The following is a 23,758-nucleotide window of genomic DNA, read 5'->3' on the forward strand; positions in this document are numbered from 1 at the left end:
CAGGTTGCCAGCATCGGCTGGCGACCCTTTAGGAGTTGTAATGAAACTAACCGCCGAAATAAGTATGTATCCATTTAAAGAGAACTATATTGAACCAATACAGTGGTTTATTGATAGGGTGGATAGCTATAAGAGCGTTGAGCGTAAAACGAATGCCATGGCGACGCAAATTTGTGGTGAGTATAGCGAGGTGATGGCGATGCTCGCCGTTGAGATGCAAGCGGCTCATGAGAAATGGGGTAAAGCGGTATTTGTCGTCAAGTTTATTGGCGGTGAGTTGGACTTAACCCATACTCAATAATCTCTTATTTTTCCGTTGCTAAAGCAGAGTTTTTAATATGGTAGATTTTTGGTCGGCATTTGTTTCATCCCTGTCCAGCGCGATGGCACAAGCCAATGCGCTGACCTTGTGGGAAGCTATTGCGGTGGTGTTAGCGATGGCGTACCTGTTGTTGGCGATGCGTGGCAGTATATGGTGTTGGTCGGCGGCGTTTTTTAGTACTGCTATCTACACGGTATTGTTTTGGGAAGTGTCGTTGTTGATGGAGTCGGTACTTAATATCTACTATATGGCCATGGCCGTATATGGCTATTGGATGTGGAGCCGTGGACGGGGAGATGATAAAGGGGTGGTCGTGGTAAGTTGGTCGTTATCTCGGCATTCATTGTTAATCGGTATCACCACGTTGGCGTCTCTCATGGTTGGCTACTTGATGGCAAACTACACTCAGGCTGCTTTTCCTTATCTCGATGCGGCAACCACCTGTTTTGCAGTAATGACGACCTACTTGGTCGCAAAAAAAGTGTTGGAAAACTGGCTTTATTGGGTCGTTATCGATGTCGTTTCCATCTATCTTTACCTCAATAAAGGACTGATGCTGACGTCACTGCTGTTTATTCTTTATGTGGGTATGGCGATAGGCGGTTATTTCTTGTGGCGAACGACGATGAGAAATGAGCAACAAAGCGCTAATGGACAATACTCTTATGAGTAGTCGAGGGGCTGATTGAGCGATTCATTGTCTGCCCTGCAGTTGTTCGATCAACTGGATGAAGAGGTGCGCCTTGCATTAAAAAATGTGGGGTGCTTACTCGACAACAACACGATGATTACTGCCTTGTCTCGTGGATTAAGTAACCATAACTACTTGATTGCCACTGAAACTGGGAAATGGGTATTGCGGCTAAATAGCGCTGCCAGTAATGGCATCTGCGACAGAAATGCAGAATTAGCGAATTGGCGGCTCGCGCAAAGTGCCGATGTTGCACCTAAGCTGCTGTTTAATAGTACCAATAATCAATGTTACCTCAGCGAATATATCGAACACAGTACTGATTGGAGTGTGTTGATGTGTGCCAATCGTGCACATCCGCTTATCGATTGTTTTGAGCCTTGGCCAGAAGCGGAACAATACCTGCTTAATTTACTTAATACCTTATCAAGTCTGCCACTGCCCATAAATCAGATGTCGCTGCCACAGCAGTGGCATGAGTATCGCCAGGCATTAACTCAACACAGCAGGCAACAGGCATGTCATCTCAATATAGTTCAGAGGCAGTTGTGGCAAACCCGTTTTAAGGTGTTGATGGCGCAGAGTGATAAGATAGAGCAGCTATTAGTTTTGCTCCAAGCTTGTATGCTTGGGCCACAATATAGTCATCGTGATCTGAACCCGCATAACCTGCTATTTAAAAATAAACTCTGGTGCATCGACTATGAATACGCCTGCAGTTCACATCCGTTAGTGGACCTAGCGAGCGTATTGGCAACCCATAGACTGTCAACGTCCCAAAGACATACACTGATCAGCCGTTATCTTGAGCATAATCCAAACCTCACTTCAGATGCGTTAAAGGCAGTCCCTGCGGCCATTGAGATCTATTGGTATTTTGGTTGTTGTTGGGGATTGCTGATGGCTATCTCGCATCACTCAGATATGGATTCAAACACCTCAAGTGAGAACAATGACGATGATACACTCACGCGCACTGACAATTTCGAGTCATTTACCCACCACTCTTTCGACGCTTACCTCAACTGCTTCGATGATTTTATCGCTCTAATCGATTAACTTCGCCACTCGACGACTTCAGCTAACAATACCTAACATTTTTGTTGCAGCGACTTGTCAGTGCTTTGTTAATTAGCCGAAACAGATTTAATTGCGAGTCACCGAAATATAACATTGCTCTGCATGGTCTATTCTCTCAATAAACAGATTAAGGGAGTATTTCATGCAAATCAGCGCAATATACCGACAGTTTCTGACGGCTGTTAAACACAGTGATGGCCTAGCGGCCTTAGGAATAAGACTCTATCTGGCACCCGTGCTCATGCAGGCAGGTTACAATAAACTGTCGCACTTTAGTGACACCGCAGCGTGGTTTGGTAATCCAGACTGGGGATTGGGGTTGCTCATGCCTGAGGTCATGGTTGCATTGGCTGCTGGGTCTGAGTTTTTTGGGGGCATATTACTAATCCTTGGTTTAGCTACCCGGCTGATCTCTATTCCGCTCATGTTTACTATGCTCGTTGCGGCGTTTGCAGTGCATTGGGAAAATGGCTGGTTGGCGATTGCCGATGCGAGTTCATGGCTGGCTAACGAGCAAGTGTTGGCGTCTGCTGATAAATTAGCGGCGGCCAAATCTCTGTTACAAACACACGGTAACTATGATTGGCTCACTTCATCAGGTAATTTTGTGGTGCTAAACAACGGCATTGAATTTGCTGTGACCTACCTATTAATGCTATTTGCTCTAGTGATTATTGGCGGTGGGCGCTACACCAGTGTCGACTATTTGATTGCTAAGCGTAATCAGTTAACCTAAGTAATATAAGTAGATAGCTTGCTGATGTAAATCCTACTGTTTTAGTAGGATTTTTTTTAGTGATTTGTTATTCTGCTGGCTTAATGATTGATTAACAAAGCAGGAACGCCTTGTGGATGCTATTGAACTTCTTTTAACTCGACAGTCATCGCCGCGTCTAGTGGCGCCAGCCCCAAATGCTGAGCAGTTGAACACCATTTTAAGTGCAGCGATAAGAGTGCCTGATCATGCAGGTCTTAATCCGTGGGAATTCATCGTGGCTTCAGGAGATGGGTTGGCAAAGTTAGGGCAGTTGTTTGTAAACGCCAGTGCTGCTGAAGGCAGCGATGAAAGTACCCAAGCAAAAATGGCTAATATGCCGCAACGTGCCCCTATGGTGATCACTGTGGTGGCTAAAGTTGTTGAGCATGCCAAAGTGCCTGCGTTAGAGCAACACCTTGCGGTTGGCTGTGCCTGTATGGCGATGCAACAGGCAGCCTTTGCTCTTGGGCTGGGAGGCATATGGCGCACCGGAGGCTTGGCTTTTAATCGTGTTTTACATAAAGATCTAGGCTTAAGAGACAACGACCAGATCATCGGCTTTTTATACCTTGGTACGCCAGCGGTCACCGCGCCTATCAAGCCAACGAAACTGGCAACCGATGTGGTGCGCTATCTATAACTATCGGGTGGTTGACCTATCGACTTTGGTCGGGTTTACTCCTGTTGAAAACCTGTCAAAGTAGAGCTGAACCAGCATTGACCCATGCATAGGTTTTCACCCTAAGTGATTTGATTGCCCGCCTAATTAGGTGGGCATTTTTTTGTGATGATTTAGCGAAGAGTGCCGTTTTAATTCCTATTGTATTGTTTTAATTGCTATTGTATTAACAATGCTTCACATGTGTGAGCCACTAGAGGTGGCTATTAGCGCTTTCATCATCATTGGCTTACCCGTATAGTTTTGTGGAGCCCAAGGGGTTATCAAGGGATAAGGAGCTAACTTTGCTTGTTTTTCAAACAGAGCGTCTGACGGTAAGACGGCTCACAGTGGCCGATGCACCATTTATGTTGGCCATATTGAACTCCGAAGGATTTCTCAACAATATTGGCGATCGCGGCATAACCACTGTGCCGCAAGCTGAAGCTTATCTTATTGAAGGATCTCTCGACAGTTATCAGCAGAATGAATTTGGTATGTATGCGGTCACTCTTACGTCAACGGGTGAGGCTATCGGTTTAGCGGGTTTAGTGAAACGAGAACAACTCTCTGATATCGATATTGGTTATGCCTTGTTGCCGCAATATTGGCACCGTGGCTATGCCTTGGAAGCTGCTGCGGGGGTTGTAGAGCACGCTAGAGCGTTAGGGTTTAGCGAGCTGCTTGGTATTGTCAGTCCTGGTAATCAGGCATCGATTCAATTACTGGAGAAATTGGGCTTCAAATTTGACAAAGTGTTGCAGTGGGATCAAGGTGATGACGTATTGCTATATCATAAAGCACTTGAAATTATTGATTAAAATTTGCTAGGTTAATGCTTCGTCCTCGAGGTTGCCCTTTTCATCAAATGATCACATACGATTGTTATAACGTAATTGACGCAGAGGTATTATGAGTAATGCAAAGGTGCCAAACGCGCTGGTTGGTGAACGGGTTATTTTAGAGCCAATGATGCGAGAACACATAGCAGCGTTATCGGTGGCGGTGTGTGATGGTGAACTTTGGCGGCTGTGGTACACCAATGTTCCGCATCCCGATGAGATGAAAACCTATGTTGAGGCCGCGATTGCAGCTGAAGCACGCGGCGAAGCTTTGGCTTATATTGTGCGAGACAAATTTACCGGTGAAGTTGTTGGTGCTACACGTATTATGGCATGGGATCAGCCTAATCGGCGCTTAGAGATTGGTCACACTTGGTATGCTAAAAGCGCGCAGCAAACGGGAATAAATACTGAGGCTAAATATCTTCTGTTGAGTTATGCATTTGAAACCTTAGATGTAATGGCTGTAGAGTTTAGAACCCATTGGCATAATCAACGTTCCCGTGAAGCGATAACGCGTATCGGTGCGAAACAAGATGGCGTATTACGTAATCACCGCCTGCTTAAAGATGGAACGGTTAGGGATACCGTAGTTTATTCAATTATCGATAGTGAGTGGCCTGACGTTAAGCAGCAGTTAAGATCAAGAATCGCGCAATACGCCAGATAAGTATCAGGCACTTAAGTTGTTGCAGCGTGTTGGCAGAGTGAAATAGAGATTTATATCAAGGAGGATAGATGTCGGGTGAAATTAAGAGTGCGACGATAACAGAGCTGGATGCTGTGGCATTATTATTTGATGAGTATCGACAGTTTTACCAGCAAGAAGCTGACTTAGATTTAGCTAGGCAGTTTATTAACGCCCGTATACAACATAACGATTCGGTGATTTTTGTTGCATTAGATACCCAAGGGCATGGTCTTGGTTTTTGTCAGCTTTATCCGACCTTTAGTTCAATCTCTGCATGTTCGATATTAATTCTGAGCGATTTATATGTGACGCAGCATGCCCGATGTGTGGGCCTTGGACGTCGACTGATGAATTGTGTGCTGGAGTATGCTTACGCCAATAGAATTACCTCAATTACCTTAGAAACTCACAAGAATAATCAGCAAGCTCAGGCGCTATACGAGTCGCTAGGCTTTGTTCTGGATAAGGAGTTTTTAACATATTCACTTGATGTTGAGCGCGTTCTAAAGTAGAAATGGAGCAATAACAACTCAGTTCATACTTGGTCAAGGAATGTCTCAATGCGCGTAAAGTTTTTAATGCCAGCTTTGATATTGGTCTCTTTTGGTAGCATAGCTCAGGCGGTTGAATTAACGCCTTCGCCAGCGGAAATCGAATTTAACAAGGAAGTATTGGCATGTGCAGCCTATTATCAAATTGCTTCAGATGCCATCTCTAACATGAATGCGCCACAGATGCAGGCGGTGGGTGATCGCCTTAAGCAGTCAGGCCTCGATGCGGTGACATTGGCAAAAAAATATCAAAGTGAGTCAGAGGTGAATGCAATATTGGCGCAGCAAGTTGCCGCGCAGCAGGCCAGCTTACCCAGTAATAAAAATTTAGGTGGGTTAATGGGCCGTTATAAAACTCAATGTCAAAGCCTGTTGGCTAATCCACAAAAACGATTAGATTATTGGGTAATGGCTACCATGTAATACCTATCAGTATAAACAAGTGATTGTTCAGATCGTTATGCTGCGTGGTATCAGTTAATAAAAGCGTGCGTTAAAGCACGCTTTGCTGTTTTTGATGAAACGATTTCCCCCTTAACTTGGTCTATCTCCATGGGCTTCCATTTGCGTATTGCCGGAGAAAAAATGAACATCTATTTTGTCATCGCAGCGACATTTGCACTCTTGACCTGTGTTGGGCATTTTACCATAGGTATTAAATCCTTCTTGACCCCCATGCTCGATGCCAATTTTGACCCGATTGCGCAGAAAATCATGCAGTGTGTGTTTCATTACGTGTCAGTGTTTTTAGTGATGTCGACATTAGTCTTGTATGCGTGTGGCTTAGAGATGGTTTCTATTATGCAAGGCTATGGCCTAGTGTTGTTTATCGCATTAAACTATCTACTGTTTGCGGTTTGGCAGATCTACATTGGTTTCTTTTCTGATATTGAGTCGCCGTTTAAATCTCTGTTTCAATGGTTCTTCTTTGCTGCGATAAGTTTTTTTACCCTGCTAGGGGTGTTCCAATCTCTATGATCTTTGGCTGCAATGCAAAGTTATATAAATTCAATTGCATAATGCTATCGCATTAGGGCAAACTATTGACCGTGTTGTGACAAGGATCGTTTATCACTACTACTTAGATACTTTTTTCACGTGTAATCGTTAACGATCCCTGAAGGGGTAATGCCAACAAAACTCGTCAATTAGACTTGGTCATTAAGGCTGTGAAACAGAAGTTATAAATGTTTGGGATGAACTTAAGTATGAGGGCTAAGGAGTTGCCAATGGTTTCGAGAATAACCTTATGATCACCGTAAAAGCGTTAACTAAATCCTATCAAATGGGTGAATCGCAAGTACTCGCGCTGCGTGGCGTAGAATTTAACATTAAGGCCAATGAATTTGTTGCCATCATGGGGCCATCAGGGTCGGGTAAGTCAACATTGATGAATATCATTGGTTGTTTAGACAAGCCCAGCAGTGGTAGCTATCAACTCAATGAGCAAGAGGTGGCCAGTTTAGATGACGATCAACTCTCGGCTGTACGCAACAAAGAGATTGGCTTTGTATTTCAAAGCTTTCACCTACTTCCCCGTATGAGTGCACTACAAAACGTATTGTTACCATTGCGCTTTAGCGAACATCAGCAAGACAGCGATGCCTATGCTCAATCATTATTAGCCAGAGTCGGTTTAGGCGAGCGCCAAGACCATCGTCCTAACCAGTTGTCGGGTGGCCAACGACAGCGGGTGGCGATTGCTCGGGCATTAGTGAATCGGCCTGCCATATTGTTAGCCGACGAACCCACAGGTGCGCTGGACAGTAAAACCTCGGTGGAGATCATGGCGCTGTTTACTGAACTGCATCAAGCGGGCCAGACCATTATTTTGGTGACCCACGAAGAGGAGGTCGCCGCCTATGCGCAGAGAATCATCCGTATGCGTGATGGTGAGATTATTGAGATTGAAAATCGAGGCCAAGATGCAGCCTAAACATTTTGCCGTTGCGCTGAGTCTGTTGTTGATGTCTTGTCTGAGTCTATTCACTTATAGTGAGCCAGCCTATGCTGAGCCATCGCTGCTACTAACAGGTAAGATTGCTTCCGTCGAGTCACAGACCTTCACTGTTCCCAAAGCGGGTGATGCGTGGCGGTACCAGATCCAATGGCTGTTGCCTGAGGGGACACTAGCGACGGCGGGCCAAAGCGTGGTGATCTTCGATAAAAGTCAGATCGCTAATCAAATAGAGCAGTTAGAAGCCAGCTTACTCAGGGTGACGGCGCAAGAGCAGAGCACCGCCATTGAGCTAAAAGCCGCGGTATTACAAGCGCAGTTCAATCTCAAGCAGCATCGTCTAGAGGTTGAAAAAGCGCAGCTTGATGCCGATGTGCCCGCTGAATATATTGCCGCAAAAGAGTACGCCGAAAACCAATTTAAATTGCTGCAAGCTAAATCAGAGCAAACTAAAGCGCGACAGGCATTAGCCGAAGTGTTGGAAAAGCAGTTGGCGAGCCGACAACAGTTGGCTATCGATAAGCAAAAAGCCAAGTTGGAGCTGAGTCAGGCACTTCGAGGGTTAGAGCAACTTGAGCTAAAGGCTCAAATTTCAGGCCCTGTGCTTTATGAGCGAGATCCTTGGTCAGAGAAAAAGTATGGCGTTGGTGACACGGTTCAAATTGGTCGACAGATAGCCACCATTCCAGCACTCGACCGGTTAGAGGTGGCTGCCTGGGTTAATGAAATTGACGTGGACAGGGTAAAGCTTAAACAAGCAGTAACATTACGGTTAGACTCACAGCCGGATATTACTTTTTTAGGCAGTATTAATAGTATTGGCAAGCAAGCTATTACTCAGCCTGCGTGGGGACGGAGTAAATGGTTTAAGGTGGGCATAGATTTTAATCTTGCCAGTACCAATATTGCGTTGGTGCCAGGGATGAGTGTGTTAGTCACAGCGCAGGAGTCGACGCACGATGAAGGTTAAGTTAGTGGTAAATCGTTTCGTGCCCTTATTGTGCAGTGCACTGGTTTTAGCGGGATGCAGTCAAGGTGCGGTAACAGTTGTTGAGCAGGGCGTGTTACTTCAAAAGGTAGAAGTGACTGGTGAGTTAGTGTCAGCCGACACTATCTCAATGATGCCACCCGCCATAAGAAGAGTGTGGCAATACCAAGTCAAACAGCTGGCGCCCGAGGGTAAAGCTGTTGCAAAGGGGGAGGTCGTAGCACGACTTGATACCTCTGAATTAAGTCAGCGACTCTCTGTCAGTGAAGCCAGTCTGGCCGCCACGGAGCAAGATATAGAAACCTCAAAATTGCGTAATGCCAAACGTATGGAGGAGCTACGACTCGATTTAGCCGAAGCGAAAATGAACTTTGAAAAAGCGGAGCGTAAGTTCAAGTTATCTGATGAGACGGTTGCCCTCATTGAAAAAGAGAAATACCAGCGCGATACAGAGATAGCCAAAGACCGGGTCGTGTTAATTGAACAAAAAATTGCGCTTGAGTCTCAAGGTGCAGAGCAGCGTCAAGCCATGCTTCTCGGGGATAAGCAAAAGTTTTCGGCTGAAGTGTCTGCATTGAAAACAGGTATCGCGTCGATGACGCTGAAAGCACCACGTGCTGGCATGGTTGTGTATGGCAACGATCCACAAGGGAATAAAATCAAAGAGGGCCAATCAGTTTTTGCGGGTGACTCAGTATTATCGATTCCTGATTTGTCTCATATGCAGGTCAATATGACTATTCCTGAGGTTGAGGCGAAACGTGTTCAGTTAGGTCAAGTGATCAATATTCGTCTTGATGCCAACCCTGAGCGCGTTTTTAAGGGGAAAATAGTCGAATTGGGCGCTGTGTTTCGCAACAAGAATCAAGATGTTCCTTTGGTGGTCTTTGACGCCGTAGCCAGTATTGATGAACCCGACAGTGAGCTGATGCGGCCGGGCATGGCGGCCAAAATATCTATCGATATTGCTCAAGGTGAAGCTGCGACGTTACTTGCCACTGAAGCGGTGCATTTCGACGCAGGACAAGCCTATGTATTTCGCCCATCCCTATTTGGTGCCCGCAAACAGGTCATAACCTTAGCGGATATTGGCAGTGAGCGGGTGTCGATAAGCCAAGGATTAAGCGTCGGTGATGAGGTGTTACTGCCATGAATATGACTGTGAAATGCGTTAAAGCTGTGGCGTTACTTATCATGGTGATGACGCTGTTTGGCTGCTCGCCACAACCCAGTGATGGGGTGCTAACTATGGTGGTTGAGCGACGTGATTTTAATGTGCAAATACCGGCCACTGGCGAGTTAGAAGCGAGCCAGTCGACAGCGGTTACAGTTCCATCAGGCTTACGCGGTCCACAGTCTTTGGCTTGGATACTCGACAATTTTAGTTGGGTTAAAGCAGGCGATGTGGTGGCCAGAATGGACCCCACCAGAGAAAGTTATCGACTGGAAAGAGAGCGTTTTGACTTTAGCAAGTTGGATCTTGATAGCAAGATTCAACAGGAAAAAGACAAAACCGTCAGTCAAGAATTGCAAGCTGGCACAGAAATAACGGGTAAAGAGAAAGCACTGGCGGAACAGTTTTTCAGTGAAGATGAACGTGTTTACACCAAAATCGAGATCATTGAGCAGATGCGTAACCAAGATTACCTAGGTGCTAAGATGGACTATTTTGACTGGGGGTTGGCTCAGCACGATGCGCAGGCACAAGCCGAACAAGATTTGATCACCCTTAAACAACAGGGCCACCAAGCAAAAATTCGACGATTTGAGAATAACTTAAATCAGATGGAGATCACTGCGCCCCATGACGGCTTGTTTGTTTACCAAGCTGGCTGGGATGGGGCATCGCCCGTTGTCGGCGATATGATGTGGTCCGGCTTTACCATAGGTACCTTACCCGATACCTCAGTGATGCAAGCCAAACTGTTTGTGCTTGAGTCTGAAGCGGCTGGCTTGACCTTAGGGCAGTCGGCCAGTATTACCTTGGATGCATACCCCAACAAAAGCTTTAACGGCAAAGTGGTGCAGTTGGATGCGCTAGCTAAGCCAAAAGAGAAAGATAGCCCTGTTAATTACTTCCAGTTTACTGTGAGTTTAGATGAAACCGTAGCTGCTATTATGCAGCCGGGTCGTCAACTGTCAGCGACAGTGCATGCCTTGTCTGTTGAACAGGTGATTACAGTTCCTAACCAGGCACTGTTTCAAAAGGAGGGGGCGTATTGGGTCTACCTTAAGACTGCTAAAGGCTTTACTAAGCAAGTTGTGACCACAGGCCAACGTAGTATCGATATGACCGTTATCACGGATGGTCTCTCAGCCGGAGATGTGATTGCCTTGACCACGCCACCTAAAAGGAGTCGGGTATGAGATCGCAACAAAGGATGACTCGGACTTTACAAGGTATCGCGCAAGCATTTGATGAGATGCGTCACCATAAATTGCGAACATCACTTACGCTGCTTGGTATGGTGTTTGGTGTCGGGGCGGTGATAGCGATGCTCAGTGTTGGCGAGGGTGCTGAGCGAGAAGCACTCAAAATGATCGAGTCCATGGGGGTGCGTAATCTAGTGGTGAATGCCCGCGTGGCCGATGGTGATGCACTCAAATCTGTGCGAGAACACAGCGTGGGGCTGAGCCTGAGAGATGTGCAAAGCGCCGAGCGTACATTGCCGTTTGTGGAAGATTGGAGCGCGCAGAAACAGGTTAAAACCTTTAGCTTATTTAGTCGTCAAGGCCGCAGCGATGCTATGGTATATGGGGTCACACCCAGCTATTTTCGTTTAAGCGCGTTTAATGTGGCTAAGGGACGTGCGTTAACGCCTGATGATGAAAGCCACTATCGTCAGGTTGCGGTGCTCGGTGGTGAAGCCGCGCGCAGCTTATTCCCAAGAGGAGAAGCCGTTGGCGGCTTAGTTAAAGTCAATCATCAATGGTTTACTGTAGTTGGTGTATTGTCGGAAGGGGAAACGGGTCAGTCTAAGATAGCTGGCGTAAAGCTGGGCGGCGAACGTAATCAGGTATTTATTCCTTTAGCCACAGCGCTAAAGAAGATGAACTTTAAGGCCCTAGAAGATGAACTTGATGCCATAAAATTAGCCATCAAAGAAAACATCAATCCGTCATTGGCAGCCAAGAGTTTGGGACACCTGTTTGAGCGTCGTCATGGTGGAGAGAAGGATTATGAGATTGTCGTGCCTGCGGATCTGTTGGCGCAACATCAGAAAACTCAAAAAATATTCAATATTGTTATGGCGTGTGTCGCTGGGATCTCATTGCTGGTTGGCGGTATTGGCATTATGAATATTATGTTGGCGACGATCATGGAGCGCACTTCAGAAATTGGGCTACTTCGCGCACTTGGTGCGAGACGTAAGGATATTGCTCGTCAGTTTTTGATTGAGAGTATTGCTATTTCCGCAACAGGTGGGGTGATAGGTATTGTGGTGGGTTTGCTGCTTGCATTGGTTATCTCTGCCGCTGCTGGCTGGCCGGTGGCTTGGTCAGGTTTTGCTATTATTTTGTCGCTCGCGGTATGCATGACAATCGGTATCGGTTTTGGTCTGTACCCCGCACAAAAGGCGGCTAGATTAGATCCGATTGTAGCACTACAGCGAGATTAGCATTTGGTTGCTTCCGCTATTCGGCACTCGGCTTGGCGGCTAAGTAGCAGTTCTCACTTTCTATGCAGTCTGATTGGCCCATCGACGTTACGAGCTGTGCCCGCACAGTTTGTGTCGATGGTGTTGTCGGTGCGCTCTGTTCAAACCACTGACTTTTGAAATCCGTCAACCAAGTATTGCCTGTAGTGTCTTCAACAAAGCTGGAAACATCGACAAAGGTTAACCAAAACGCGTAGGCAACGATTGAGTAAATAGTAAAACGGAACATGTTTCTCACCTCTAAGTTTACTAATTTAGACAGGCGCTATATGCCTGTAGTGACGCACTATACGCCCTAAAATTCAAGAAAGAAACTGTCAATGTTTTGCCGCTAGTCATGCATAAAACTAACGATTTTGATGATTGATTTTATTGGTTTTTTATTTAGTTGACGTCGATAGCGTCAAAGATGCCTATGCCGTCATAATCCAGGCTGATAGCGGTTTTATTGACACATGTTAGTGCGAGTTGGTGGTGAGGGGATCGCTTTATAGGTGTCGAATTGAGGATGATGCCACTGACTTATTATGCGTAAAAAGTGAGTGAATGATAGTCACGCCAATCCTCAGGTCGAGTGTTATCTCAACTTGAGGACTAAACGTGTGGCACACATGATTTAACGTCAGAATTGTACCTAAGGTACTGGGTGGTTAATGACGTTTTTTCCAAATCATAATACCAGCCACTAAGATAACAACGGCGACAATTGGCAGTAGATCATTGAGGTGATGAAATAATCCGATGCCATGATGTCCAGGGTGAGCCCAAGCGGCTGCAGGTAGTAGGCTAGCAAGTAATGCGATGGCTTTGTTCATTGTTTTCTCCATTATTGTTTATTAGGTCGATCAATCGGTTTCCAATTCCAATTGCATCAGTAACATCTCTTCTCCCTCTAGGATCTTAGTGTTGAAGCTGTTGCAATTAGGGCAGACGATGCTGCGTTCTTCTAGCTGATTTATGCTGCCACATTGCGCGCACTCAATCACCAGGGGTTGATGCTTGATGGTAAGTTGCGCCTCATGGGCGGGTCCTTCTAATTTAAATGTGTCAAATGCGGTTTGTAAAAGTGCCGGCTCGACACCACTTAGCACACCCACTTTAATCACGACTTTAGTGATTTTGTTGGCATTATTAGCCTCAGCATGCTGCTCGCATTGCTCTAGGAGTGCTGTGACTATCGAGTATTCATGCATTAGCAGATCCTTGGTAGCAGTTCACCGTGGGGCAAATCCAGATAACGACTACTGCCCCATGGGGTTTTTAGCACCACCTTACCAGCATGAGTATCGTCTACCTGGCCGATGATGGCTGCCTGCTCACAGTTGCCATAACGCTTGATAATTTCAAGTGCTCCTTGGGCAACATCAAGGGGTAAGGCCATGATAAAAGTGCCTTCGTTAGCCAAATCGTGGGGTTCGAATCCATAGAGTTCACACAGTCCCTTAACTTCATCGGACACCGGGATTTTAGACTCTTCAACGGTGATGCCGATATTCGAGGCGCTAGCCCATTCATTAAGTACCGCTGCTAATCCACCACGGGTGGCATCACGCATGGCGTGAATATCTATATTGCAGGCGATAAGCTGCTCGACGACAGGCCATAGATTAGCGCAATCACTGACTAACTCAGACTCAAGGTTTAGCCCCTCTCTTGCCATTAATATGGCTGCACCGTGGCGACCGATATCACCCGACACTAAAATAGCGTCGCCCACTTGCAAGTTTTTCACTGAAATATTGGGGCACAGAATACGCCCGACACCTGAGGTATTGATAAACAGTCCGTCGGCACACCCTTTAGGCACCACTTTGGTGTCACCACATACGACACGAGTGCTGCTTTTATGCAGTTCATCAGCCATGGTCTCGACTATCTGTTTTAGTTGGGTCATTGGGAAACCCTCCTCAATGATAAAACTACAGCTGAGGTATTGCGGTTCTGCGCCCATCATAGCGAGATCGTTAACGGTTCCCGCCACTGCTAGTTTGCCGATATTTCCCCCCGCAAAAAATAGCGGTGCAACCGTGAATGAGTCGGTAGTGAATGCGGTGGTGCCCTCAAGATGGAGCACTGCAGCGTCCTCTTCGCTTGCCAATATTGGGTTGTTAAAGGCTTTAAAGAAGATCTCTTTGATCAGCTTGTTCATCTCTTTGCCACCACCACCGTGACTGAGTTGTACCGCTTTTTCGGGTTTATTATCGAAAGCGTGTGACATATTTAGACTCCGTTATAGCGGTAATAGGCATTGCAGGCGCCTTCTGAGCTCACCATGCAGCTGCCCAGCGGGGTTTCAGGGGTACATCCTCGGCCAAATACTTTACAATCTTTGGGTTTGGCAATGCCCCGTAAAATATCGCCACACTGGCAAGCTTTGTGATCATCAATATCATCGACTTGTAGCAGATCTTTGAATTGTACTTCGGCATCACGGTGAGCATATTGCGGCTTTAGCATTAAGGCCGACAGTTGCAGCGGACCGAGTCCTCGCCAACGAAAATGAGGGCGGACCATCATGTATTGGTTGATTTTCTTTTGTGCGGCTAAATTACCCTCTTCACTCACGGCCCGGCTGTACTGAATATCGAGTTCTGCAACGCCAGCTACTTTCTGTTTAACAATGCGAAGAATCGACTCCATTACGTCAACAGGCTCAAAGCCGGAAACCACCACTGGCGTGCCGTACTGCTCTACAGCCGAGCGGTAAATTTTTGCCCCACTGATCACACTGACGTGGGCGGGACCGATAAAGGCGTTTACTTTGGCTTGTGGATCGGCCATTACGGCATCAATCGCGGGCGGCACCAGTACATGGTTGATATGGAATAACAGGTTATTTATCTTTTGCTGTTCAGCTTGTTCAATCAGCACGGCAGTCATAGGCGTTGAGGTTTCAAAGCCGATGGCAAAGAAAATCACCGTTTTATCAGGATTATCTTTAGCAATCGTTAAGGTATCGAGAGGATCGTAGATAGGCCTTATGTCGCAACCTTTGGCACGAAACTGCGCCAAGCTACCTTTGGAACCAGGTACGCGGATCATATCCCCGAGGGTGACCAAGATGGTGTCAGGCATGGAGGCTAATATGGCGGCATGGTCGATACGCTCTTTAGGCATCACACATACAGGGCAGCCTGGGCCATGAACAAACTCTATGTTAGCCGGTAGCAGCTGATTCAAGCCATATTTCATAATCGTATGGGTGTGGCCGCCACAGACCTCCATGATATGAATGGTCTCAGGGTGATCCTGTGCCAGCGTTTGTATGGCTTGGGCCAACTTATGAATGGTCTCAGGGTCTCTAAACCCTTGATACAGTTGCTTTAGCTCTATCATGGTTAGCTATGCTCCTGGTGGCCAATCTTGTCGACTATCTCTTGGTAGAGGGCTAGGCTCTGCTCAGCATCGGCTTTATCGATTTTATTCATCACAAAGCCAATATGGATTAATACGTAATCACCAATCGCTAAGGGTTCACCCATTAAATGGCTGCTGACTTTGCGCTTAACGCCCATGGTTTCAACCGTAACGGCTTGTTCTTCGTTATGTAGTTCAACCACTTGGGAGGGAATAGAGAGGCACATTAGTTTGCTCTCCTATGCTCATTTAGCCAGTTTGCGACGGCAAACATACTGTCACTGTCTTTAATTGATACCGTCAATACGCTTGCTTCAGGGTTGAGCTTTTTGACCTGTGCCTGTGCTTCTTCGATGCTGAAATCGAAGTGGGGCAGTAAATCCGCTTTGGTAATTAATACCAGATCGGCTTTGCGAAACATGACTGGGTACTTTTCCACTTTGTCATCACCCTCAGGCACTGACACTAATACCACGTTAAGGTGGGTGCCGACATCGTAGGACGCTGGACAGACTAAGTTGCCAACATTTTCTACAAAACAGATATCTAATGGCGCAAGGTCAACATGATGCAGGGCGCTATGCACCATAAAGGCATCCAAGTGGCAGGCAGAGCCTGTCTGAATCTGGTATGCCTCAATACCTTTGGCTTTGAGTCTATCTGCATCACGAGAGGTTTCTAAATCGCCTTCAATCACGGCATATTTAAGACTTGTGTATTCTTTAAGGTGTTCAAGCAAGGTGGTTTTACCGCTGCCAGGACTACTCATTAGATTGAAGGCGGTGATATTGTTCGCTTCAAAGTGGGCGCGGTTATGGGCCGCTTCGTGATCATTTTTATCTAGTATTTTGTTGATAACAGATAGCGTTTTAATGTCATTGAGTTGAGGATTACTGTGTAACTCATCATGGTGGTGCCCATGGTGATGGTCATGGCTGTGCTCGTGTTGGTGAGCACTGTCGTGACGAGTGATTGAGCAGCCGCAGTCTTTACACATGTTGAACTCCATTTTTTCAATGCTGTTATATCATTTTGGCTTAGCCAGTAATTTAGTTCATTGATACTGGTCAGTTTTCAGCAAAAATTCTAATAATCTGTTAATAAACTTTGTTTATCTGTCTTGTTTTTTCAGCGTTTATTGGTGTATGCCATACCAGAGCTGACCTAATGCAATACCGCCATCGTTCACCGGAACCCCTTTGGTGTCCAGCCAATTTAGGCCGTGTTCGTCTAGTCGTTGCCGTGTAAGGCTGAGCAAATAACGATTTTGGTATACACCACCACACAGTGCGATAGGGAGCTGCGGATGGCGTTTGGCCAAACTCACTGCCGCGTCGGCCAGACAGTCCATGAACCCTTTGGCTATTAGCGCTTTGGTTGTTTCGTTGTCACCTCTAGATAGCTGCACATCCATTATTTGTTGCCACAACTGATCCGTTTGCCACTGGCCATCAATTAAAGGTAGATTGAAAACCAATCCGGCGTTGGCCACTTGTTGTTCGGTGAGACCATTGGCGAGCGACTCAATGATCATGCCTGCTTGCCCTTCAAATTGGGTGGTTTCTATCACGCCTAGTAAGCAGGCAAGGGCATCGAATAGCCTGCCGACTGAACTGGTTTGCTGGGTCGCCACCCCTTTTTGCCACAGTTTGTGCAGGTTGATGATACTGGCCTGCGGCATGGCAGCAATATTGGTTAAGGGGAGCTGAAGCACTTGTTCTAAAGTGTACTGCTCAAATAGCATGGCGAGCATGATCCGGCGAGGATCTTTAATGGCTTGTTCTGCACCAATAAGGGTTATCGGTTTTAGATGGGCGATGCGCTGGTAGCCTTGAATATCTGCAATCATGGCTTCACCGCCCCAAAGTTCACGTCCTTCGCCTAAACCTGTCCCATCGAAACTAAAACCTAATACCTTGCCTGTGTGCTGATTGGCTGCCATGACACTCAAAATGTGGGCGTAATGGTGTTGCACTTGAGTTGGCTGGCAGTGACCATTTAGTTGGCTAAATTGCTCTGCCCATTGGCTTGAGGCGTAATCTGGGTGGCAGTCTCGGATGATTTGCTCAGGATTAAATGCATATAGGCGTTTAAAGGTGGCTAGCGTATCAATGAAATATTGTTCTGCTTCGAGACTGAACAGATCGCCAATGTGAGGACTTAATACTAAGTTGTGACCAAAACCAAAGGCAATACTGTTTTTTTGCTGTGCGCCGACAGCTAAGGTGCTTTGAGGCACGGGCCTGTTACAATGCATTGTGAGCGGGGCATAACCTCTTGCTAGGCGTATAATCTGTACTGTGTCATCAATAACCTGTACCACACTGTCGTCACAACCATTTAGGATGATGCGATCATGATCTAAGATGCAGTCAACAACCCCTTGCAGACGCGCACAGATATCTTGGCTATCGGTAATAATCGGCTCGCCACTGCGATTGGCGCTTGTAGCGACCAATGGCCGCTTGAGTGCTTGCAACAGCAAATGGTGCAGCGGTGTATAAGGTAAGAACAGACCGATTCTGTCAATCGTGGGCGCCACCGAAGGACTCAGCTGTGTTTCTCCAGTAGGTGTTTGATGTTTATCGAGTAATACTATGGGGCGCTCTTGGCTTGTTAACACTTGCCAGGCTAAGTCGCTGCCTCGTGCTAACGACTTTGCCGTCTCAATATCGGCGCACATTACCGCAAAGGGCTTTGCTGGGCGTTGTTTACGCAGTCGTAGTGCCGTAACGGCTGCATGATTGGTTGCATCGCAGACGAGATGAAAACCTCCTAGGCCCTTTATTGCCACTATTTCCCCCGCTTTGATCCGCTCAACGGTTTGCTGCAGTGCCGCATCTTTATGGGCGATCGCAGCACCTTGATTGTCTGTTAGCGTAAGCTGTGGGCCGCAATGAGGACAGCTTACAGGTTGCGCGTGATAACGTCGGTCGAGCGGATCTTGATAGGCGCGTTCACATTCTGGGCACATAGTGAAATGGGCCATAGAGGTGTTCGGTCTGTCGTAGGGTAAGGCATTGATTAGGGTGTATCGTGGTCCACAGTTAGTGCAATTGGTAAACGGATAGCGGTAATGACGATTGGTGGGGTCATTAAGTTCGCTTAGGCAGTCGGGACAACTGCTTTTATCTGCCGAAATTGCCACTTGCGCGCTGCAGTCTGATTCACTATGAATAATCTCAAAACCACTGCAGTTGGCAAGGGAGTCAACCTCAACTTGCTCAAAGGTATCAATGCGTGCAAGCGGCGGTGGCGTATGCGTCAATGTGTCAACAAATTGGGTTATGTTAGTGCTATTGCCCTGCAGCTCAATAGTGACACCTTGACTGTTATTGAAGGTAAAGCCACTAAGGTTAAGCTCGGTGGCTAAACGGTAGACAAAAGGGCGAAAGCCAACGCCCTGAACAATACCTGTGATCACTAGCTTTATTCGACACGGGTCCGTTAGTGGCTTGGCTTGGGACCTTGAGGGTTGCGTCGTTGCTGCGGATCGGACCATTGTTACTTCCTACGTTTTTTTAGCGTTAGCGCACCAATGGCGTAATTGTTGCCATCAATATCTAACTGCTGATTAAATCTAATTGGGAAGTTTTTGCCAACCCGCAATGCCACGCGCTGGCATAGTAGTGGGTTTTGCCATTCGCTGCCGGCAAGAGCGACCTGCTTAACACTGATATTGAGATCTAAGTGCTCAATCCAGTTGGCAAAATAGTCTGCTAGTGAGTCGTGCATACCAAATGCGAGCTTATGACTATCCCGGTCATCAGCCAATCTAAAACTCATCAAGGTGCCTAAGGTTTTACACCAGTTTAAGCTGCGATGTGCTTCGCCGCGGGTAAGTGGGTAGTCAATACGTGGTGAATTAGCGCCTCGGTGGCCCAGAGCACACGCGATGAGTGCATCGGCTAAATCATTAACCGCCATTGTTCGACTTTTTAACCCCAATAACACCGCCGCAATGGCCCATAGGCTTTGCAGGTTAGTGGTAGGTTGAGGCAGTTTTAGATCGAGTAAGCGCAGGTAATCTTCTGGGTAGCGTTGTTTAAATTTCTCTAATACCTGCCTTTGTGGGCTTTGTTCTAGCTGGTGGTATATTTCGTAGCCAGTGTCAGGAAGGGATGGCAGCGCGAAAAATAACTCGCTGTTTTTCTTAGCATCCAGTGTGAGGATCTGCCCTGCGTAGTGTTCACTTAGAAAGATGATAGCGCAGTTTTTACTCAAATCATGTTCGAGGCAGACGCTATTTAACGCACAAATGGCGCGTTCTTCGTCACTTAAGGTGATGCAATGAGTGTCGTCTACATGAGTGTGATTAGTGTTGTAGTACTCGGCATGATAACGCCCCGGTTTATGGCTAGCGTAATAAAAACCGTCGGCGGCGTCGTTAATGAGTACATTATCGTGTAAGGCATCGACTTTTGCGGCGATGTTAACCGCAGAGCGATGCTGACTTTCGACCTCAACCCACCCTGAATCGATAAAGGCTAATGCCGATTGCTGCGTCGCATCATCGATAAACAGCCAATCAATCCCTTTTTGACGTAGCTGTTCGGCAATAATCAGTAATAGGCGGTTGTAGGCAAAGCAAAGATCATACAGTGGTGCATCCAATTTGGGGTGTTCTTGAATTGGTCTTACCGTGATCAATGGTTTTTCAATACTCGATAATGCCAGGATTTGCCTATCGTTGAGGTGGAATTGGGCATTAAGCGTATTTGGATTGCAGACTAACAGGCGAGGCCGATGAGTTGTTGCCGGTGCGGTTAAAGAGAGGTGGATCGGGTTATCGTCACCAAGCGTCAATTGGCCATGTGTCAGCAGTGTGTCGGTCATGGCTCTAATATCGTTAACCGTTAAGCCACGGTAGTCTGTATTGATCCGCTGTTCACCATGGCAACAGCTGCAGGGTAGAGATAATTGTCCGAAATCGGCTGATTGATTGTCACCAATGATTGGCGCACATTGCTGGCAGAATTCCTGCTCAATGGCACCATCTTCGAGTATTTTTTTCTCCCCTTGAGGTGTATCAACTAGTGCGATGCGGGAGTCTGTGAGCCATACCGAGATTAAAAAGTCTTGAGCAATCGCATCGGCAAGGATCTCAAGTTGTGATTGTTTACCTTCGGCTTCGATGAAATAGCAGCCCTGTTGGTAACCAATATTGATATTAAGCTCTGCATAATTTAGGTATTGGTTACATAAATGCGCGTAAAGAGGCACCTGTCGTGAACAGGTAAATTCAAATTTGATTATTTTCATTAGTAGTTACACCGCGCTTGTAAGAGTCGGGAATAAGATCTTCGATAGCAATGTTTTTAACGCGTGTTATCTCAAAATCAAGAGAGGATAAGTGATTTAGTATCGTGGTTTCCATCAGCGGGACAGCCGCTGCAACACGACTAGTGAGCCCTAATGTCATGGGCTCTAAAACGGTTGGCGTACAACCTAACACATAGGTTTTGGGTCTATCACCGACCATCTCCATCATGGTCAATGTTTGTAACATCTCCACTTCATGGGCACTGCCTTGCCAGTCGATTTCACTGGGGGCTTTGTCGAAATCGAAGAAGTACACTTCACCAGGGGATACCCCATTGGCATTGACGGTGTCGACGACAATGAGATAGTCATATTGGCAGATAATAGGAATGAGACCCTGTGCCAATGTACCACCATCCATCACATCGAGCTGATGTGATGGATGGCTAAAGGTATAATTTTCTTGTAGGTAATTGACAAAATGTACGCCGATACCTTCATCGGCGTACAGGACATTACCAATACCGAGTAACAGTATTTTCATGGCGCCCTTATTAATGTTTCTTTGGATGATAGTCATATCCAGAAACGATAGAGTCTACTGAATTGTGCTTAAATCTAATGCCTGTCCACACTGCCATATAGACGTGTATCACCACAAAGATTATAAACACCCAAGTAAAGTAATGGTGCCAAATACGCACAGGCGCTAAACCACCCATGATGCCTGTGACCCAAGCAGCAAATCCACCTAGCATACCACCTAAACCAAGGTGATATACGTTGGCATAAAGCACTAAACCAGTGATGCAGATTAGCGCCGCAATAACCGATATTGCTAAGTAGGTGACAAACTGAAGCGGACCATAAACCCCTTTTTTATCTAGGTGTCCCATCCACAAGTAGGATTTTAGTTGCACAATCCAACTGTTGACACTGGTGACATCCTTAAAGGAGCGTCTTTCAATATCACTCTTACCAAAGAAAAACAGGTAAGCACGAACCAGTGTAATGGCGCAGAGCGCAAAGCCAAAGATGAGGTGGGCAAACCGCACCCAACCTTGGACCAGTACATCAGAGTTACTGGGAGCCACTAAAAATGGCCAAGCAATATAGAAGCCCGTTATGACTAGAACCAATATTGAAAGTGCTCGTAACCAGTGAAAAATCCTGATCGCGGCACTGAATATAAAGGCTCTCTCATAGGGTACATTGTGTGTATCCATGAGTTGCTCCTTAACTATTTCCGTTTGGGTCGATACGGAACTCACCTAACTCTTGGCCTTTGTAATCCATCACATGTACAGAACAGGCCATACAAGGGTCAAATGAGTGGATGATACGGATCACTTCCAACGGTTTGGTTGGATCTTCAAGCTTTAATCCCACTAGCGAGGCTTCGTAAGGTCCTACTTTGCCTTCGGCATCGACTGGGCCCGCGTTCCATGTGGTCGGTACTACCGCTTGATAGTTCTCGACTAAGCCATTTTTAATGCGGATCCAATGGCTGAGCATACCGCGTGGTGCTTCTATCATGGCATGTCCAACATACTCACGATTAGGATCCATCTCTGGCTTCACATAGGTACTGTCATCAACTTGAATGTTTTGGATTAGTGCATCGAAAGTTTTCAGTCCCTCTTCCGCCACAATCACAGTTTGTAACATACGAGCTGCGGTGCGTCCCAACGTGGTGAACAGCGCCGCAACGGGTAAACCTGTGACTTCTAATAGGCCGTTGACGGCATCGACCACGACCTTGTTACCGCGGGCGTAACTCACTAGCAGACTAGAAAGTGGACCTACTTCGACAGGCTCACCTTGATAACGAGGTGATTTCACCCAAGTGTACTTGCCATCACCGTCGAGGGTGGGCAGCTTGCCGTAAACCGTGTCGCGCTCAACAAACCCTGTATAATTAGGCACTGTAGTGCCATCGTATGGGTGTTGTGGGCCATCGGCTGTGTACCAAGCGTGGCTAACATCCTCTTTAATCAGTTCAGGATTAAGGTCTGACACGTTGGCTAAGTCGCCATTCATGATCACACCTTGGTCGAACATATACTGACCATCGGCGAGCACAAAGTCATTAGTCGCCAAGAAGTTTTTAACGTTAACACCGCCCAGTACGCTGGGTTCTCCACCAAATGCTTCAGCAGCCATGACGATGTCGGCTTTATAGGCACGATGAATAAAGTCAGTCACAATGGCGTGTTTTTGCTTCCACTCTTGTAGACGAGCAGGGCTAAGCATGTCACGTACTGAAGTCACTCCGCCAACCACTAATGACTGTGGATGAGGCTGTTTACCACCGAAGATGGCCAACATCTCAGCCGCAACACGCTGAACTTCGAGTGCTTTAAGGTAGTGAGATAGGGCAATCAGGTTTTGTTCTGGGGTAAACTTATAGGTGCCATTGCCCCAATAGGCGTTAGCAAATGGGCCAAGTTTGCCAGTTTCAACAAAGCCTTTTACGCGCTCTTGTACAGCGCGAAGCTCACCTTCACCCGCAGCAATAGGCTTGTCGGTATATTTAAGCGCTACTTGCGCCGCTGCAGCAGGGTCGGCACTCAACGCCGAGACCACATCAACCCAATCTAGGCCGTGAAGATGGTAGAAGTGCACAATATGATCATGCATATATAGCGACGTTTGCATTAACGAACGTAGATATTTGGCGTTAAGCGGGATCTTGACTCCTAATGCATTTTCAACGGCTTCTGTGCCGCAACGATAATGAGAGTAGGTACATACGCCACAGATACGTTGAACAATTAAGCCAACGTCCATGGGGGTACGACCTTTTAGGATCACCTCGATACCACGCCAGAGGGTCGATGAAGACCAGGCCTTTTGAACAACATTGTTCTCGTCAACTTCGACCTCGACTCGCAAATGGCCTTCGATACGAGTGATAGGGTCGATAACTACACGTTTGCTCAT

At 46.7% G+C, this 23,758-nt stretch carries 27 protein-coding genes; 15 read left to right on the top strand and 12 right to left on the bottom strand.

Annotation, left to right across the window (positions count from 1 at the left end):
• Positions 1 to 40: 40 nt before the first annotated feature.
• The 15 genes from BEL05_RS18260 (at position 41) to BEL05_RS18330 (ending at position 12,157) form a co-directional block, all read left to right on the top strand.
• A complete protein-coding gene (locus BEL05_RS18260; protein WP_028762150.1) occupies positions 41 to 301 on the top strand; it encodes a YkoF family thiamine/hydroxymethylpyrimidine-binding protein in 261 nt (86 codons plus the stop codon).
• 37 nt (positions 302 to 338) lie between these two features.
• Complete coding sequence (gene pnuC / locus BEL05_RS18265) at positions 339 to 995, top strand: nicotinamide riboside transporter PnuC (RefSeq protein WP_028762149.1); 657 nt, start codon at positions 339 to 341, stop codon at positions 993 to 995.
• Between the two features lie 12 nt (positions 996 to 1,007).
• On the top strand, positions 1,008 to 2,072 hold the full coding sequence (locus BEL05_RS18270; protein WP_139151919.1) for a phosphotransferase: 1,065 nt from the start codon (positions 1,008 to 1,010) through the stop codon (positions 2,070 to 2,072).
• 163 nt (positions 2,073 to 2,235) lie between these two features.
• Entirely contained in the window at positions 2,236 to 2,829 is a 594-nt protein-coding gene (locus tag BEL05_RS18275; RefSeq protein WP_069672037.1) for an HvfX family Cu-binding RiPP maturation protein, read from the top strand.
• A 112-nt stretch (positions 2,830 to 2,941) separates the two neighbouring features.
• Positions 2,942 to 3,490 carry an NAD(P)H nitroreductase gene (locus BEL05_RS18280; RefSeq protein WP_069672038.1) on the top strand — a complete coding sequence of 183 codons (549 nt, stop codon included), beginning with the start codon at positions 2,942 to 2,944 and terminating at the stop codon, positions 3,488 to 3,490.
• 323 nt (positions 3,491 to 3,813) lie between these two features.
• On the top strand, positions 3,814 to 4,329 hold the full coding sequence (locus BEL05_RS18285; RefSeq protein ID WP_028762145.1) for a GNAT family N-acetyltransferase: 516 nt from the start codon (positions 3,814 to 3,816) through the stop codon (positions 4,327 to 4,329).
• Positions 4,330 to 4,420: 91 nt separating this feature from the next.
• Positions 4,421 to 5,020, top strand: coding sequence for a GNAT family N-acetyltransferase (locus BEL05_RS18290; RefSeq protein WP_028762144.1), 600 nt, complete (start codon positions 4,421 to 4,423; stop codon positions 5,018 to 5,020).
• Positions 5,021 to 5,088: 68 nt separating this feature from the next.
• The gene (locus BEL05_RS18295; RefSeq protein WP_069672039.1) at positions 5,089 to 5,553 is read left to right on the top strand and encodes a GNAT family N-acetyltransferase; all 465 of its coding nucleotides are present in this window, start codon (positions 5,089 to 5,091) and stop codon (positions 5,551 to 5,553) included.
• A 48-nt stretch (positions 5,554 to 5,601) separates the two neighbouring features.
• Entirely contained in the window at positions 5,602 to 6,015 is a 414-nt protein-coding gene (locus BEL05_RS18300) for a hypothetical protein (RefSeq protein WP_069672040.1), read from the top strand.
• A gap of 162 nt (positions 6,016 to 6,177) precedes the next feature.
• A complete protein-coding gene (locus tag BEL05_RS18305; protein WP_069672041.1) occupies positions 6,178 to 6,570 on the top strand; it encodes a hypothetical protein in 393 nt (130 codons plus the stop codon).
• A gap of 271 nt (positions 6,571 to 6,841) precedes the next feature.
• Positions 6,842 to 7,528: an ABC transporter ATP-binding protein gene (locus tag BEL05_RS18310; RefSeq protein ID WP_069672042.1), complete on the top strand. Its 687-nt coding sequence runs from the start codon at positions 6,842 to 6,844 to the stop codon at positions 7,526 to 7,528.
• The gene (locus BEL05_RS18315; RefSeq protein WP_342671963.1) at positions 7,494 to 8,519 is read left to right on the top strand and encodes an HlyD family secretion protein; all 1,026 of its coding nucleotides are present in this window, start codon (positions 7,494 to 7,496) and stop codon (positions 8,517 to 8,519) included. Before BEL05_RS18310 ends, BEL05_RS18315 begins: the two co-directional genes overlap by 35 nt.
• Positions 8,509 to 9,690, top strand: coding sequence for an efflux RND transporter periplasmic adaptor subunit (locus tag BEL05_RS18320; RefSeq protein WP_069672044.1), 1,182 nt, complete (start codon positions 8,509 to 8,511; stop codon positions 9,688 to 9,690). Before BEL05_RS18315 ends, BEL05_RS18320 begins: the two co-directional genes overlap by 11 nt.
• A complete protein-coding gene (locus BEL05_RS18325; protein ID WP_139151920.1) occupies positions 9,687 to 10,904 on the top strand; it encodes an efflux RND transporter periplasmic adaptor subunit in 1,218 nt (405 codons plus the stop codon). Before BEL05_RS18320 ends, BEL05_RS18325 begins: the two co-directional genes overlap by 4 nt.
• Entirely contained in the window at positions 10,901 to 12,157 is a 1,257-nt protein-coding gene (locus BEL05_RS18330; RefSeq protein ID WP_037427714.1) for an ABC transporter permease, read from the top strand. The genes BEL05_RS18325 and BEL05_RS18330 overlap by 4 nt, the downstream gene beginning before the upstream one ends.
• 16 nt (positions 12,158 to 12,173) lie before the next feature.
• Here the strand turns inward: BEL05_RS18330 and BEL05_RS18335 are convergent, their stop codons facing one another.
• The 12 genes from BEL05_RS18335 to hyaB form a co-directional block, all read right to left on the bottom strand.
• A complete protein-coding gene (locus BEL05_RS18335; protein ID WP_028762135.1) occupies positions 12,174 to 12,425 on the bottom strand; it encodes a hypothetical protein in 252 nt (83 codons plus the stop codon).
• 421 nt (positions 12,426 to 12,846) lie between these two features.
• Positions 12,847 to 13,011 carry a hypothetical protein gene (locus tag BEL05_RS21100; protein ID WP_169731086.1) on the bottom strand — a complete coding sequence of 55 codons (165 nt, stop codon included), beginning with the start codon at positions 13,009 to 13,011 and terminating at the stop codon, positions 12,847 to 12,849.
• A 30-nt stretch (positions 13,012 to 13,041) separates the two neighbouring features.
• A complete protein-coding gene (hypA, locus tag BEL05_RS18340) occupies positions 13,042 to 13,389 on the bottom strand; it encodes a hydrogenase/urease nickel incorporation protein HypA (protein WP_028762134.1) in 348 nt (115 codons plus the stop codon).
• Positions 13,389 to 14,414, bottom strand: coding sequence for a hydrogenase expression/formation protein HypE (gene hypE / locus BEL05_RS18345; RefSeq protein ID WP_069672045.1), 1,026 nt, complete (start codon positions 14,412 to 14,414; stop codon positions 13,389 to 13,391). Before hypE ends, hypA begins: the two co-directional genes overlap by 1 nt.
• A gap of 2 nt (positions 14,415 to 14,416) precedes the next feature.
• On the bottom strand, positions 14,417 to 15,532 hold the full coding sequence (hypD, locus tag BEL05_RS18350) for a hydrogenase formation protein HypD (RefSeq protein WP_028762132.1): 1,116 nt from the start codon (positions 15,530 to 15,532) through the stop codon (positions 14,417 to 14,419).
• Between the two features lie 2 nt (positions 15,533 to 15,534).
• Entirely contained in the window at positions 15,535 to 15,780 is a 246-nt protein-coding gene (locus BEL05_RS18355; protein ID WP_028762131.1) for a HypC/HybG/HupF family hydrogenase formation chaperone, read from the bottom strand.
• Positions 15,780 to 16,550 (bottom strand): hydrogenase nickel incorporation protein HypB, encoded by a 771-nt coding sequence (hypB, locus tag BEL05_RS18360; RefSeq protein WP_028762130.1) that lies wholly within the window; start codon positions 16,548 to 16,550, stop codon positions 15,780 to 15,782. Before hypB ends, BEL05_RS18355 begins: the two co-directional genes overlap by 1 nt.
• 138 nt (positions 16,551 to 16,688) lie before the next feature.
• Positions 16,689 to 19,055, bottom strand: a complete 2,367-nt coding sequence (gene hypF / locus BEL05_RS18365) for a carbamoyltransferase HypF (protein ID WP_083250393.1) — start codon at positions 19,053 to 19,055, stop codon at positions 16,689 to 16,691.
• 2 nt (positions 19,056 to 19,057) lie between these two features.
• Entirely contained in the window at positions 19,058 to 20,815 is a 1,758-nt protein-coding gene (locus BEL05_RS18370) for a Kae1-like domain-containing protein (RefSeq protein ID WP_028762129.1), read from the bottom strand.
• Positions 20,796 to 21,359, bottom strand: a complete 564-nt coding sequence (locus BEL05_RS18375) for a HyaD/HybD family hydrogenase maturation endopeptidase (RefSeq protein WP_028762128.1) — start codon at positions 21,357 to 21,359, stop codon at positions 20,796 to 20,798. Before BEL05_RS18375 ends, BEL05_RS18370 begins: the two co-directional genes overlap by 20 nt.
• A gap of 10 nt (positions 21,360 to 21,369) precedes the next feature.
• Positions 21,370 to 22,041, bottom strand: a complete 672-nt coding sequence (gene cybH, locus BEL05_RS18380) for a Ni/Fe-hydrogenase, b-type cytochrome subunit (RefSeq protein ID WP_037427712.1) — start codon at positions 22,039 to 22,041, stop codon at positions 21,370 to 21,372.
• 10 nt (positions 22,042 to 22,051) lie between these two features.
• Positions 22,052 to 23,758, bottom strand: coding sequence for a nickel-dependent hydrogenase large subunit (gene hyaB / locus BEL05_RS18385; RefSeq protein WP_028762126.1), 1,707 nt, complete (start codon positions 23,756 to 23,758; stop codon positions 22,052 to 22,054).

This window comes from Shewanella colwelliana, assembly GCF_001735525.1.
Classification (GTDB): Bacteria; Pseudomonadota; Gammaproteobacteria; order Enterobacterales; family Shewanellaceae; genus Shewanella; species Shewanella colwelliana.